The sequence below is a fragment of the Thioalkalivibrio sp. ALgr3 genome (assembly GCF_000377325.1).
In the GTDB taxonomy this organism is placed as follows: domain Bacteria; phylum Pseudomonadota; class Gammaproteobacteria; order Ectothiorhodospirales; family Ectothiorhodospiraceae; genus Thioalkalivibrio.
In genome coordinates this window covers 511,837-526,836 of record NZ_KB897976.1, presented here as the reverse complement: position 1 = coordinate 526,836, position 15,000 = coordinate 511,837, and the positions used below count along the sequence as shown (strand labels likewise).

8 protein-coding genes are annotated in these 15,000 nt (G+C 71.6%); 2 read left to right on the top strand and 6 right to left on the bottom strand.

From position 1 onward, the window contains the following. The first annotated feature begins 221 nt into the window (after window positions 1-221). Window positions 222-1,562, top strand: a complete 1,341-nt coding sequence (locus tag C998_RS0102610) for a nuclear transport factor 2 family protein (protein ID WP_018869294.1) — start codon at window positions 222-224, stop codon at window positions 1,560-1,562. A gap of 24 nt (window positions 1,563-1,586) precedes the next feature. Further along, window positions 1,587-1,772 (top strand): hypothetical protein, encoded by a 186-nt coding sequence (locus C998_RS0102605; RefSeq protein WP_018869293.1) that lies wholly within the window; start codon window positions 1,587-1,589, stop codon window positions 1,770-1,772. A gap of 171 nt (window positions 1,773-1,943) precedes the next feature. On the opposite strand, the gene C998_RS0102600 is transcribed toward C998_RS0102605, so the two are convergent. The 6 genes from C998_RS0102600 to recC form a co-directional block, all read right to left on the bottom strand. After that, complete coding sequence (locus tag C998_RS0102600) at window positions 1,944-2,645, bottom strand: hypothetical protein (RefSeq protein WP_018869292.1); 702 nt, start codon at window positions 2,643-2,645, stop codon at window positions 1,944-1,946. Window positions 2,646-2,664: 19 nt separating this feature from the next. Continuing rightward, window positions 2,665-4,800, bottom strand: a complete 2,136-nt coding sequence (locus C998_RS0102595; RefSeq protein WP_051076709.1) for an adenosylcobalamin-dependent ribonucleoside-diphosphate reductase — start codon at window positions 4,798-4,800, stop codon at window positions 2,665-2,667. 171 nt (window positions 4,801-4,971) lie between these two features. Beyond that, complete coding sequence (locus C998_RS0102590; protein ID WP_018869290.1) at window positions 4,972-5,391, bottom strand: hypothetical protein; 420 nt, start codon at window positions 5,389-5,391, stop codon at window positions 4,972-4,974. A gap of 123 nt (window positions 5,392-5,514) precedes the next feature. Further along, on the bottom strand, window positions 5,515-7,590 hold the full coding sequence (gene recD, locus C998_RS0102585; protein WP_018869289.1) for an exodeoxyribonuclease V subunit alpha: 2,076 nt from the start codon (window positions 7,588-7,590) through the stop codon (window positions 5,515-5,517). After that, window positions 7,587-11,375 carry an exodeoxyribonuclease V subunit beta gene (recB, locus tag C998_RS0102580; protein WP_018869288.1) on the bottom strand — a complete coding sequence of 1,263 codons (3,789 nt, stop codon included), beginning with the start codon at window positions 11,373-11,375 and terminating at the stop codon, window positions 7,587-7,589. The genes recD and recB overlap by 4 nt, the downstream gene beginning before the upstream one ends. Beyond that, window positions 11,372-14,932: an exodeoxyribonuclease V subunit gamma gene (gene recC, locus C998_RS0102575; RefSeq protein ID WP_018869287.1), complete on the bottom strand. Its 3,561-nt coding sequence runs from the start codon at window positions 14,930-14,932 to the stop codon at window positions 11,372-11,374. The genes recB and recC overlap by 4 nt, the downstream gene beginning before the upstream one ends. Between the last annotated feature and the right edge of the window lie 68 nt (window positions 14,933-15,000).

Genomic DNA, 15,000 nt, shown 5'->3' with positions numbered 1-15,000 from the left:
GACTCATAATCCTTTGGTCGTCGGTTCGAGTCCGACCGGGCCCACCACTCGCTTGCGCTCCTGCTGGGCGGGTCGGACTATTCCAGTCGCGCGCCTGCCGGCGCACGCCGTTCCGGCCTCGCGAAGCCATGCTTCGCGTCGCTACGCGACCGGCCTCCACCCAACCGGGCCCACCACTCGCTTGCGCTCCTGCCCGCCTGCCTGCCATTGAGGATCTTCCGATGCCCAGAACCGTTGCCCCGCCGCTCAAAAGCTGCCGTCACGCCCTCTCGACGCTTGCCCTTTGCGCCACGACCGTCTGGGCCGCCCCGGCCCTGGCCGGGGACGACCCGGTCGCCTTTTTCGAGGAATACTGGGGGACGGAGGTCGACTTCAGCGACCGGGACGCGCTCGAGCGGTTCTACAGCGCCGAGGCCCTGAGCGAACTGGAGGGATTCACCGACGGCGAAAAGGCGATGCTCAAGGAGCTGGGCGCCCAGCTGGAGCTGTTCAAGACCTCCACCGAGATCGCCGGGATCGATGTCATCAACGCGGACGACGATCAGGCGCGGATCGAGGCCGACCTTCGCGTCACCGACGAGGACGCGCGCCGGGAGATGGCCTCCGGGCTCGACGCCGATATCCGGCTGACCCGCCAGGACGGGGAGTGGCGCATCAACGAAGAGCACTTCCACATGCGGAGTCCGGAACGCCGTGGCGCGGGTGACCTGGAATGCCCCGAGGACGCGGTGGTGGGCAACCCGGACGCCCCGAACCACCTCACCGTCACCGATGGCGGCCGGAGCTGGGAACTCCGCTTTGAAAAGGCCTCGCTGGTCGCCACGGAGACCCGCCCCCGCCTGGACCTTGCACAAATCGACACCACCCCGTGGCGGCTGGTCTTGCCGGACCTCAACCTCGACCAGTCGGAACAGGAAGTCCGGATCAGCGTGCCCACGCCCGCCGAGCCGCATTGTTTCGATCTGCCGGAGGGGATGCGTGGACCGGACGGAGCCATCGTCGGCCGCCTGGTGTTCGATGAGCCCCCGGCACAGGGGCAGACCGAGTACAGCGCGCGTATCGAGATCCCTGCCGAACAGGAGGCGTTCGGGGTGCGGGGTACCATCGAGCGGGGGCTGCTGGTCGAGCCCACTCCGGGCGCAGTCGAAGAAGGGTCGCACTACATCGACGACGGCGAAGAACTGGGGGTCGCACGAGGCCTCTTCTTCCACCGCCCTGCGGACAATGCGGTCCATGTCAATGGCATATATTCCCGGGGCAGTGGCCGCGGCTGGGGGAGTTTCCGCACGAGCGTGGTTGAATTCGACGGCGAACCCGGGGTCTACACCAGCACCCAGCGCAGGCATTTTGACGGCGAATTCCAGGATGTAACCGAGATCACCCTGGTGCACGCCTTCTCCGAAGACCGGGTGGAGATGGAACGCCGACGGTTGCCCGCGAACGAAATGCCCGATGGCGAACCGACCCTTGAGGAAGCCGGCGATCTGGGCGAGGCTCACTGGTACATGGCCACGGATCAGCTGATGACCGACCCGGAACTCGAGCGCGTCAGCACCCCCTGACGCCACCGCAGGAGGTACGAAACCATGATGCGACTGATCTTCACCCTGCTGCGCATGCGCCGTCTGATGCGGCTCTACCGCATGTTTGCCGGCGGCGGACGGAACCGATCCCGGCGGCAGCACCAGCCCCGGGGATCCGGCTCGCAGAACAAGCCGCATCAGGGTACTCCGGGCACACGCAACCGTGACCCGGACGATCACCAGCCATGACCGGATCCTGAAAATCCCGCGCTACGGGGCAGGCCCGGGCCACGGACCTGGTTACCAATGACCACTGGTCGAGTTGCTGCACCCCCGGAGCGGAGCCTGCGCTCTCAAGCCTCCATATCACGCCAGGACCGCTCGGAGCCGGTCACCTTGCAACAAGGGGCAACGCCGGAGCTAGCACTTCGAGTAACCGCAGTCGCGGCAGGTGAGGCAGCCGTCGATGAGGACCCGTTCGCCGCCGCACTGCGGACACGGGCCCATCCCGGAGGGCACGGGCAGGGACGGTTCCGCCCGGTGTGCGCCGGTGCCCCCCGGGGATCCGTCTCGGTAGAGGGCGGCAAGCTCGCTCAGCGGGCGGGGGTGGCCCTCCGGGTCGAGGAAACCGCGGCGCTGGAGGATACGCTGCAGGGCGTGGGCAATGGCAGCGACCTCGGAGGGGTGGTACAGCGGCTTGCCGTATTCGTTGGTGCCGCAACGCACCGGACCGCGACCCCAGGTCACCTTGCGCAGGTCGCGCAGGGCGCGGGCGGCGTAGCCACCACGGGCCGCCAGTGACAGGCTGCGCATGGTGGCGGAGATCCACTGGCAGGACTCGGAGTGCTGCCCGGTGGGCAGGAAGAACTCGATCGGGCGCTCGATGGTCACCGTCTCGCCGCCCACCGTGCCGGACACGGCCACGAAGCTGACCACCAGGTAGACCGTCTGCGGCCCTTCCTGGGTCCAGTAGCGGACCTTCTCGGTGACCGACTCGAGCTCGCCCTCGGGGCGCGACGGGATGCGCTTGCCGACCGGGTCGTCGTCGCCAGTCGGCGCCGACTCGCCCTGCGGAATATCCGAGCGGCGAAACGCGATGATGGGCTGATCGATCCGGTGCATGGTTTTCTCCGCGACGCCGTTACAGGTCGTCGTAGTAGCCCTCGTCCAGCGCGGCATAGAGGTTGGCGGCAGTGTGCACCTGGCCTTGGTATTCCACCTCTTCGTCGCCCCGCAGGGTCACCTCCTGCCCGTCTGCGAGCGTGAAGGTGTACCAGGTGCTGCGCAGACGTTCGGGGTCCATCAGCACGCCCATCTGCGCCTGCGGATTGGGCCGGTAGGTGGTGCACCCCTTGAGCCCCGCACGCCACGCCTGCAGGTAGACTTCCTGAAAACCCTCGAACGGGATATCGCTCGGGACATTGAGCGTCCTGGAGATGGCCGAATCCACCCACGGCTGCGCGGCCGCCTGCATACGGATGTTGGCGTCCACACCGATCCGGTCGGCGGTAATCGCGCTGGCGGGGAGATCCCCCGGCCCCGCCTCGGCATCGACCAGGGCGCGATAGGTGAGCAGCTCGTACGAGTAGCAGTCGACGGCTTCGCGGGTACGCCGTCCGGGGCGGCGGATGTTGCGCGTGGTGTGGTGGAGGAAGGTCGGCTCGATCCCGTTGCTGGCGTTGTTGGCCACCGAGAAACTGATGGTCCCGGTGGGTGCGATCGAGGTGGCGTGGGTAAAGCGCGCGCCCTCCTTCGCCAGCGCGTCGACCAGCTCCGGATCCTCCCCGGCGATGCGCTGCATGTATTCGCTGAAACGGGCGTGCAGTTCGCGCCCCTTCAGCACGTCCCCGACGCGGTAGCCGGCCTCGGCCAGCGCCGGCTGACGCCGGAGCATGTCCGCGGTCAGCGTGAAATCCTCGTCCATGACCGGCGCCGGACCCTTCTCCCGCGCCAGCGCCAGCCCGGCGCGCCAGCTCTCAAGCGCGAGCCGTCGACAGACTTCCGAGGTGAAGGCGGCGGCCGACTCGGAACCGTAGGTCTCACCCAGCATCGCCAGGGCCGAGCCGAGCCCGAGGATGCCCATGCCGTGGCGTCGCTTGCGCAGCATCTCCGCGCGCTGCGCCTCGAGCGGCAGCCCGGAAATATCCGCGACGTTGTCGAGCATGCGCGCGAACACGCCCACCACGCGCTCGAAGCGTTCCCAGTCGAATGCCGCTTCTTCGGTAAACGGCGCGGAGACGAACCGCGTCAGATTCACCGACCCCAGCAGACAGGCCCCGTCCGGCGGCAGCGGCTCCTCGCCGCAGGGGTTGGTCGCGCGGATCACCTCTTCGAACCAGGCGTTGTTCTGGCGGTTCACCTGATCGATCAGGATGACGCCGGGCTCGCCGACGTCGTAGGTGCTGCGCATCAGGGTGTCCCACAGCTCGCGGGCGCGCACGCGGCGGTAGATACGGCAGGCGACCCGGCCCTGGTCGTCGACGCGGTAGCCGTCCTCGACCACCGGCCAGTCACGGTAGACGATGTCGGATGCGGCCACCCGGTCCTGCTCCATGGGCAGCACCGGGAAGGCCAGGATCCATTCGGCGTCGTTCTCGACCGCCTCGAGGAAGGCGTCGCGCACCAGCACCGAGAGATTGAACTGGGTCAGCCGTCCCTTGCGGCGCTTGGCCAGGATGAAGCGCTCGATGTCCGGGTGTCCGATGTCCAGCGTCGCCATCTGCGCCCCGCGGCGCCCACCGGCCGCCCCGATGGTCTTGCAGGTCTGGTCGAAGATCTGCATGAACGCCACCGGCCCGTTGGTCGGAGCCCCCAGCCCGGCCACCGGCGCCCCCTTCGGCCGCAGGGTACTGAAGTCATAACCGATGCCCGCTCCTGCCTTCAGTGTCAGGCCGGCGGCAGTATTGGCATCGAGGATGGCCTGCAGGGAGTCGTGGATCGTGCGCGAGACGGTGCAGTTGATCAGCGTGGTGCGCGACTGGCGATCGTCAGCGCCGGCATTGGCGAGGATGCGCCCGGCCGGCACGGCGCCATGCGCCAGCGCCCAGCGGAACTCGCGCTCGACCTCGGCGCGTTTCTCCGGCGCCTCCACCCCGGCCAGGGCACGGGCCACGCGGTCGAACATCGCCTCCACCGAGGCGTCCACCGGCTCGTCATCCGCATTGTGCAGCTGGTAACGCTCGGTCCAGATCGAAGCCGACGAGGGCTGCAGCGGCACGTCGGGCGACGTGCCTCCCGGGAACCGGACACTGCCTTGCGATTGTCGGCCCTTGCCCATGCTGACCTGCCACCGTGCATCCACTCCGGGGGGCGCCCCCGTGTTCCATCATGGGCGCCCGTGTCCGGCGCCGCAACATGGCCGCCAGCGGCGGCTGCCGGAGCTCCTGGAATGCAACAGTAGCAGGTTCGTCCTTGTGCCAACGGCCCGGAACCGTCCCGGCCGCTGCGTTCAGTCCCCCTGCGCGCTGATCACGCCCCGCTGGAGGTCGATGGTGATCCGCTTGCCTTCGATGACCGTGGCGCAGGCCAGCAGGAAGATCTCCACGAACTCGTTGCGCTCTTCCTCCGGCATCTCGGTGGAGCCATTGAAGGTGCCGAACATGGTGTCGTGGGCACCGGCCGAGTAAAGGATCAGCCGCTGCATGGCGTCCTGGTCGTCCGGCGATGGCGCGGCGGTGTCCAGGGTCGGCTCGCCCACCTTCTCCTTGATGGTGGAGTAGAGGTGGAACAGGTACTCCGCCGCGCTCTGGCGCCCCCGCCGGTCCTGCAGGGTGAAGTTGGCGGAGACCTCCTGGCCACTGCGGGCGCGCAGGACGATGTATTTCGGCTCGGGCTGATCATCGGCGTACGGATTCAGGATATCGGCCACGGTGTCTCCGGATCGGATGGGCGAACGAGCCCGGAGGGTACGAGACACCCCGGTAGATTTCCACGGCGGCCGCGCCCGCCGAGGGGTTATCCACCTCGATGCCCGGGCGATGTGCGGGCAGCTTCACCCGGCGGGGATGCCCGGCGCCTCAAGCCAGCGGTGCAGGCCGCCGCCGCGGCGGATACGGCGGCCGGCGGCGGTTTCGAGGCGGCCGGGGCGGGGTTCCAGCAGGGTGAAACGGCGGCTGGCGCGGGTGATGGCGGTGTAGACCAGCTCGCGGGTCAGGATCGGGCTGTCGGTGTCCGGCAGGATCAGGGCCACGTGGTCGAACTCGGAGCCCTGCGCCTTGTGCACGGTCAGGGCGAAGGCGGACTCCACGCCCTCCAGGCGGTTGGGCGGGATCCAGCGCACCCGACCGTCGGTGGCGAGGAAGGCGACCCGCAGCACCCGCGACTCCGGCCCGGAAGAGGCTTCGTCGTCCTGCGGCTCATCCTCGCCCGCGGCCAGCCAGCGCGGCACGGCCAGCGCGATGCCGATGTCGCCGTTGATCAGGCCCAGGGCGTAGTCGTTGCGGGTCACGATCACCGGCCGCCCCTCCACCCATGTGCCCTCGCCCGCCAGCAGGCCCCGCTCCCGCAGGGCCGCCGCGATGCGACGGTTCAGCTGCTCCAGTCCCCGGGGGCCGCGACGCACCGCGCACAGCAGCTGGAAATGCCCGTGCGCCTGCAGCACCTCGCGCGCCCAGTCCTCCCATGCACCGCGCGCGGCCCCGCCGGCGGGCCGCAGCCGCGCGAGGGCCTCGAGGTAATGGCGATACCCGGCGGCCTCGCGCTGCGGGTCGCCGTCCAGCACCCGCGCCAGCCAGCCAGGCCCGTCGCCGGCCTCCAGGGTCAGCCGATCCACCGCGCCATCGGGCGTGGGCAGGCGCACCTCCCCGGCCCGGCCCTCGTTGACCGCGGTGGCCAGTTGGCCGATGCCGCTGTCGGCATCGAAACGATGGCTGTGGCGCAGCATCACCACGTGCTGATCCAGTGCCTGGCCGGCGCCGTCCTGCAGCGCGGTCGGGATCTCCGCGCCGGCATGTGCCTTCAGCCAGGCCACGGTCTCCGGGGTGTAATGGCCGTCGGATGCGCGGGCACAGAGTTCACCCATCACCGCGCCGGCCTCCACCGAGGCCAGCTGGTCGCGATCGCCCAGCAGGATCAGGCGCGCGTGGCGCGGCACCGCCTCCACCAGCGCGGCCATCAGTTCCAGATCGATCATCGACGCCTCGTCCACCACCAGCACGTCCACCGGCAGCGGGTTCGCCGCGTCGTGGCGAAAACCGCGCGCCCCCGGACGCGCCCCCAGCAGCCGATGCAGGGTCACCACCCCGGCGGGGATGCGGCTGCGCAGGCGCTCGCCGTCGGGCAGGGCCTCGAGGTTCAGGCGGTCCAGCGCCCCGCCCACCGAGGCATTGAGCCGCGCGGCGGCCTTGCCGGTGGGCGCGGCCAGACGGATGCGCAAAGCCTCGCCGTCGCCCTGCAGGCCCTGCAGCAGCGCCAGCAGGCGCAGCACGGTGGTGGTCTTGCCGGTGCCGGGACCGCCGGTGATCACGCCGAAGCCGCTGCCGGCGGCCAGGACACAGGCGATGCGCTGCCAGTCCGGACCGCCCCCCGGTGCCGTGGCGGGAAACAGCCGGTCCAGCCATTGCCGGGTACCTGCGGGATCCAGGGCCTCGCGCCAGGCGGGGGCGTCTTCCAGCCGGGCGCGCACCGCCTCGCCCACCCGGCGCTCGGCCTCCCAGTAGCGGCGCAGATAGAGCTGCCCCCGGGCACGCACCAGCGGGCTGGCGCCCGGCGCGTCGTCGGCGCACAGCCGCGCGTCCGCCAGCGCCTGATCCAGTTCCGCCCGGGTGGTTCCGCGCAGGGCCTCGGAGGGCAGCACCGCGGTGGCCGCCTCGCCCTCGGGCGGCAGCGCCAGGGTGCGGTCGGGGGCCTCCAGCAGCGCGTCCAGATCGAGACACACATGCCCGCGCCCGGCCTGATGGCTGGCCAGCGCCGCCAGCAGCAGGGCCAGCGGATCCAGCTCCGGGAGTTCCTCGTGCAGCAGGCGCACCAGCGCGCGGTCCACGCCGCGCAGCCAGCCGGCCTGTTCCCATTCGGCCAGCCGCGCGAGCACCCCGGCGGCGTCCGGCCGGGTCGCGATGGCCGCAGTCATGCCCCGGCCTCCGTGGAGCGCACCGCCGGGCGATCCGGACCTTCGGCGAAGGCGCGGTCCAGCCACTCGATCAGCTCGCGCGGCGGGCGCTGATGGAACACGCCCCGCCCCGGCGCATCCACCCCGCGCAGGAACAGGTAGACCCCGCCGCCCATGTGCGTGTCGAAGTCGTAGCCGGGCAGGCGGGCCTTCAGCAGGCGATGCAGCGCCAGGGTATAAAGCACCAGCTGCAGGTCGTAGCGGTGATCCAGCACCGCCGCGTTCAGCTGCGCCGTGGTGTAGGCCTCCGGCCCGGCACCCAGGCGGTTGGACTTGTAGTCGGCCACGTAATAACGCTCCCCGTGCCGGAACACCAGATCGACGAAGCCCTTGAGCATCCCGTTGATCCACTTGCGCCCGGCCGGCGGGCGCGCCTCCCCGGGCAGGACATCACGGCGCACCGCCGCATCCAGGGTGTCGCTGTGCAGCCAGCGGGTCTCGAACAGGAACTCGAGCTCGGCCTGATAGCTGTCCAGCCCCGCCAGCGAGAACCCCCCGGTGCCGTCCAGCGGGAACTCGGCCGCCAGCAGGTCGTGCATCCAGCCCTCCAGCATCGGCACCCAGTCGTCCCAGCCGCGGGCACCACAGCGCCGCGCGACCTCGGCGTGCAGACGCGCGCGATCGCCGGCCACCCGCGCAAAGCCCTGTTCGCCGGCCCATTCCAGCAGCCCGTGCAGGAAGGTGCCGGGCTCCGGGCCGTGCGGGAAATCGTGGTGCCCGCCGGCCGGGGCCGTGGTCACCGCCCCGGACTCACGATCGCTGTCCGCGTCGAGGTCACGCCCACCGGCATCCTCGCGCAGGATGTCCTCCTCGGCGGTATCCGGGGCATCGGGGCCGGCATCGGCGAGCGCGGCACTGTCGTCCGGGCCCGGCTCCTCGCGCCGTGCGATGGCGCTGTAGCTGGCCACCCACCAGGGCTCGCGCACCCGGCGCCGCGGGACCCGCGCGGGCCCGGTGGCCGGCGCGGCCTCGCCCGCGCGGCAGCGTTCGGCCGCCGGCGGCGGTAGCGGCTCCACCCGCACGTGGCCTTCGTCGTCGCGCAGTTCTTCCATGCGTGTGGCCAGTGCCGGCGGCTCCACGCCCTCCGGGCCGAACAGCAGGTAGCCGACGGCCGTGCGGTGCAGATCGGAGTCCTTGCGGTTGCCGTGGCGCACGGGCGCGATCGCCATCCAGCAGGCGTGGCGGGCGCGGGTCATGCCCACGTACAGCAGACGCAGATCTTCGGCGCGCTGCTCGCGCTGCTGGCGTTCCTTCGCCGCGTCGTCCATGTGAAACCGCCACTGCGGGGTCGCGCCCGGCGAGCGGTCCAGGAACGGTACGTCCTTGCTGGTCACCTCACGGAAACCGCAGACGAACGGCAGGAAAACCAGCGGGTACTCCAGGCCCTTGGACTTGTGCAGGGTGACCACCTTGACCAGGTCCTCGTCGCTCTCCAGGCGCAGGACCTGCTCGTCACCGGGCGCGAAATCCGCATCGCGATGCTCGGCCAGGTGGCGGATCAGTGCCTGCTCGCCGTCCAGCTCGGCATCCGCCTCCTGCAGCAGCTCGCTCAGGTGCAGCAGGTTGGTCAGCGCGCGCTCGCCGCCCTCGTCCGCGAGCAGGGCACGCGGCACGTCGAAATCGTGCAGCAGGGCGCGCAGCATCGGCAGCACCCCGCGCGCCTGCCACAGCCGGCGATAGGCGCGGAACTGCTCCACCCGTGCCTCCCAGCGCAGCTCGTCCACCGTCAGCCGGTGCAGCTCCGCCAGCGGCAGCCCCAGCGTCGGCGTCGCCAGGGCCGCACGCAGCAGCCGCTCGCTGGTGGGCTCGGCACAGGCGCGCAGCCAGCGCAGCAGGTCCCCGGCCTCGGCGGTGGTGTAGACCGAATCCCCGCCCGAGAGGTACACGCTGCGCACGCCCCGCTCGCGCAGCGCGCGTTCGATCTCGGCGGCCTCCTTGCGATCGCGCACCAGCACGGCCATGTCGCGCGGGCGCAGGCGGCGGAAGCGGGCCTCGCCCGCGTCCCCGCCCTCGACGAAGCCGGTGTGACCGTCCTCGCCGCCGTTCAGCAGCTCCACCATGCGGCTGGCGCAGGCCGCCGCGGCACTCGCCCGCCAGTCGCGGATGCCCACCGGCTCGTCGCCGCCGGCCTGCCACAGGGTCAGCGCGGGCAGCGCGGTGCCATGTTCCGTCAGGCTCTCGGAGCGGCCGCGGGCGGTGACCGGATGGAACGGGAGTTCCCCGCCCCCGAAGCCGAACGCGCCGTCGGGCCAGGCCTCGGCACGAGCGAACAGATGGTTCACGCCGGCCACCAGGGATTCCACCGAGCGGAAATTCTTCGGCAGGGTGTAATGCCGCCCGGCGGTGGCGTGGCGAGCACGCAGGTAGCTGTGGATGTCGGCCCCGCGGAAGCGGTAGATCGCCTGCTTGGGGTCCCCGATCAGCAGCAGCCCGGTGACGTCCGGGTTCTCCTCGATGCGGTACACCTTGTCGAAGATCCGGTACTGGTCCGGATCGGTGTCCTGGAACTCGTCGATCAGGGCCACCGGGAAGCGCTCGCGCAGGGTACGCGCCAGGGCCTCGCCGTCGGGACCGTACAGGGCGTCGCGCAGGCGGGTGAGCAGGTCGTTGAAACCGATCTGCGCGCGCTGCTGCTGGGCACGGCGAAAGCGCCGGTCGATCGCGGCCGCCGCGGCCTTGAGCAGGCGCTCGCTCTCGTCGGCACACACCTCGGCGTGGTCGTTCAGCGCGACGAACGCCGGATGCAGGTCGGCCGGCAGGGACTTGCCCTTCTTGCGAAACCCCTCCTGCGCCATGCCGGCCGCGCTCATGCGCTCCAGCAGCGGAGTGCTGCCGCCGATACGCGGCTGCAGCAGCCCCGGGGTGTCCGCCCATTCGCGCATCGCCTCCAGCAGCTGCTCGGGCTTCTGGTACTTTTTCCCGTTGAGCACGTCACGATGCAGCTGGCGGAACTGCGCCTCCACGGCCTCGCGGTCCTCGTTCCAGCGCTGCTTCATCGCGGCCAGCCGCTGCAGGCGATCGCCCAGCCAGGCATTCAGCCCGTCCGGGGTGGTCAGCGCCTCGGTGGCCGGCGGCAGCGGTTCCACCCGCCCCAGCAGCGCGCGCACCTTGCCCAGCAGGGCCTCGGGGTGGGCACCCCAGGCCCCGCGCAGCAAAAGCAGGGCATCGACGCTCTGCGGATACATGAAACTGCGCCAGAAGTCCCGCGCCGCCTCGGCCAGCAGTTCGCGCTGGTCGGCCGCCAGCTCCTGACGGAACGGGCTGCCGGAGGCGAAGGCGTGTTCGCGCAGCACCCGCTGGCACCAGGAGTGGATGGTGGACACCGCGGATTCGTCCATCCACTCGGCGGCCACCTCCAGGCGCCGCGCCGCGCCCGCGCGTTCGGCCGGGTCCGGCCACTGCGCGCACAGATCGAGGTGGACGGGTTCGGCGCCGGCGACCTGCTCCGGGGCTTCGGCGCGGAACACCCGCGCGGCGGTGGCCAGGCCGTCGCGGATGCGCTCGCGCAGCTCCTGGGTCGCCGCCTCGGTGAAGGTCATCACCAGGATCTGCGACGGCGTCAGCGCCCCGCAGCCCTCGGGCAACGGGCCGTGTCCCAGCACCAGACGCAGGTACAGCGCGGCGATGGTGTAGGTCTTGCCGGTACCGGCGCTGGCCTCGATCAGCCGCGACCCGTGCAGGGGCAGCGCCAGCGGATCCAGCTCGCGCACGTCCTCGTGGGTGTCCGTCCCGGGCGCGTGGGTCATGCCGTCTCCTCCCCGGTGCTCAGGCTGTCGAACAGCGGGCGATACAGGCGCGTGCTCCAGTGCACCATCGCCGGATCCGCCAGCAATGCCTGCGGATCCGGCCAGGCGCGCGCCAGCGCCGGGCGCCGGGCCAGTTCGCCGGCCTCGTGGTAGCCATCCCCTTCCAGCACGCGCAGCGCGGCCGCGTTTGCATCCCGCTCTTCATCCTCGGCCCGCAGCCAGGCCCCGGCCGCCGCGGCCGCCAGCGGCAGGGGGCGTTCCAGCGCGGCGGCCCAGCCTTCCAGCAGGGTCTCCAGATGCGCGCGGGCGGTGGCCCGATCGAGGGCCACGAAACGGCACTCGGTATCCAGGCCCACCAGCCGGGTCTCGACATCGGCGCGCGCGGCGCAGGCGATCAGGTGACGCACCCAGGCGCCCGTCAGCTTGTCGATGCGCCAGGCCTTCTTGTCCTTCAGCCGGCTGACCGTGGATTCCAGCTGCAGGGCCGCCTCCTGCGGGGCTCTCTCCGGCGGGATCCGCAGCGCGGCCGGCAGGGCCTCCAGCTGCCAGCCCGCCGCCGCCACGCGCACCGCCGGCAGCGCCGGGGCCCGCCGCGGGAAGGCCTGCAAAGGCTCGGCGATGCGCTCCAGCAGTCGCTCGGCGTCCCCGATCAGTTCCGTGCGCTGCAGCTCGCCGGCCGCCCCCAGCGGCAGGTGCCCGGCGCGCAGCAGGCGACGGGATTCCGCCTCCAGGGTCGGGCGACGCCGCTGCAGCCAGGCCTGCGCGTCCTCGTCCGCCCCGATCTCGCCGTCCTCCAGGGCCGTGGCCACCAGGCGCTGGCGCAGCTGCCAGCCTTCCAGCCCCGCCACGCCGAACGGCTCCAGGTCCTCGGTCGCGCCCGGGTCCTCGTCGAAATGCACGCCCAGGCGCTGAGCGAAGAACACCTCGACCGGGTCCTTCAACAGCCGCACCAGGGTCTCCGGCCCGAGCACGGCGTCCTCCGCCTCCGGTGCGGGGGGTGGCAGGGTTTCGTCCTCCGCCAGCGCGTCCGCTGGCGCCGCGCCCGCCGCCGGGGCGGCGTGCACCGCCTCCCATTCGGCGGCATAGGTGAAATGCCGCGCCGGGGTGGACACCGGATCCGGATCCTCCGCGGGGAAGTTGACCGGCGCGAAGGGCTGCAGCGGGTGTTCGACGGTCAGCTGCTCCAGCAGGGGCGTCTCGTCCGCGGGCTGCCAGCCGGCCGCCAGATGGTCGCGCAGCTGGGCCACCAGCACCGACGGCGGACGCGGTTCGTTGTCGCGTACGCTGCGCCCCACCCAGCTGACATGCAGATGGTCGCGGGCGGACAGCAGGGCCTCGAGGAACAGGTAGCGGTCGTCCTCGCGCCGCGAACGGTCGCCGGGGCGGTAGTCGCGGGTCATCAGGTCGAAGTCGACCGGCGTCGGGCGCCGGGGGTAGTCGCCATCGTTCATCCCCAGCAGGCAGACCGCCCGGAACGGGATCGCGCGCATCGGCATCAGGGTGCCGAAGTTCACCGCCCCGGCGAGGAAGCGCTGCCCTACCCCGGCCTCCTCCTGGCTCGCCAGCCACTGCTCGCGCACCACGGTCAGCGGCAGGGCCTCGGTCAGGCCGGCGGCGTCACAGTCCTCGCGCCACTGCTCCAGGGCATCCTCCAGACGCCGCAGGCTCAGCAGCTCGTCCTCGTCTTCGCCCAGAAAGAAATCCTGCAACAGGCCGTGCAGGCAGGCGGCCCAGTCCTCCGGGCTCTGCGCGCGGCGCAGGGCCTCCCAGGCCTGCGAGAGCGCCTCGATCAGGTGGTCCAGCGGCCCCAGCAGCGTGGCCGCCAGTCCGCCGCTCTCGGCAAACGGTTCGATGGTCTGCCAGGCCTTGCCGTCGCCCACCGCGTAGCCCAGCAGCATGCGCCGCAGGCCGAAGCGCCAGGTGTTCTGCTCCAGCCCCCCGGGCAGGCCCAGGCCGGCGCGCTGACGGGCATCCAGCCCCCAGCGCACGCCGGAGGCCTCGGCCCAGCGGTGCAGGGCCGCCAGATCGTCCTCGCCCAGGCCGAAGCGCCGCCGCACCGCGGGCACGTCCAGCAGATCGAGCACCTCGCTCACGCCCATGCGGCTTTCCGGCAGGGCCAGCAGGCGTTCCAGCGCGATCAGCACCGGGTCGCGCCCGCGCGGCCCCTGATCGGCCAGGGTGTAGGGGATGTGCCCGGGCTCGTCGGGCCCGCGCTGGCCGAACACCGCGTCGATGTACGGGGCGTACACGTTGATGTCCGGCACCATCACGATCACGTCGCGCGGGCGCAGCTCGGGATCGGCATCGAACAGTGCCAGCAGGCGGTCATGCAGGATCTCCACCTCGCGCAGCGGGCTGTGCGCGACATGGAAGCGTACCGAGGCATCGGCCGGGTCCACCGGCGGCCAGGCCTCGCGGGTCTCGCCGAGCGGGCGCAGCGCGCGGATGTCCTCCTGCAGCTGGTGCAGCAGACAGGCCTCGCCGTGCGGCTCGAAGAAGTCGATACGCTCCCAGTCCAGCCCCTCCAGCACGTGGCGGCGGCGCGCCGGATCATCGTGCTCGTCGAGCAGGGCGATGTAGTCGCGCCCCTGGCGCCCCCAGGCGGCCAGCAGCGGATGGGCGTGGCTGTGCAGCGTGGTCTCGTCCAGCACCTCGGGCATGTCCGGGCGCCGCGCCTGACGCCGGCGGCGGGCGCGCAGCAGATCGCGGTCGGCCACGATGTCGGCCCAGTAGTGCTCGCAGGGGTTGTGCACACAGACCAGGATCTGACACACACCCGCCAGCCCCTCCAGCGCCTCCAGGATCTGCCCCGGCATGGAGGAAATGCCGAACACGATCAGCCGCCTTGGCACCCCGGCGGGTCGCTGCTCGAGATCCGCCACCGCCCGCATGTAGCGCTCGTGCACCGCGGAGCGGCTGACCCACGCCTGTTCGTCGCCCACGTCGTCCAGCAGGGCCCGCCACAGCTCGGCCTGCCAGCGCTGTTCCAGGGCCAGTTCGGGCTCCTCGCCGCGCGCCCCGCGCAGCACGTCACGGCCGTCGGCCCAGTCCGCCAGCCAGTCGGCCCGGTATACCTGATACTGGTCGAACAGATCGGCCAGACGCTCGGCCAGCTGGTAACGCTTGCGCAGGTCGCCGCCCGCTTCCGGGCCGTCGTCACGCAGGAATTCGGCCAGCGGGGCAAAGGCCGGGCGCTGCAGCAGCGCCGGCAGCAGGCGCATCAGCCGCCACAGCAGCGGACGCTTGGCGAACGGGGATTCCAGCGGCACCGCCTCGGAACCCAGCACCGCGCGATAGGCGGACCAGATGAAGCGCGAGGGGAGCTGCATGTCCAGCGCCGCGGCGATCCCGCAGCCGGGCGGGTCCGCGTCCGGATCGGCCGCCAGCGCGTGCCGCAGCCATTGCGCCATGCCGTTGCTCTGCACCAGCACGGTCTCGTTCTCCAGCGGCGCCGGCGGCGCCCGCCGCACCCACTCGACCACCAGCGAGCGCAGCGACTCCAGGCGGTTGCCGTGCAGCACCACCATCCCTGGCTGCAGTTCCTCGCTTGCCTCCACGCCCGCTCCTGCCGCTCTCCGTCGTCGTGCCGGCTACCGTCGCAAAAGCCCGCCGGGGTGTCCAGCGA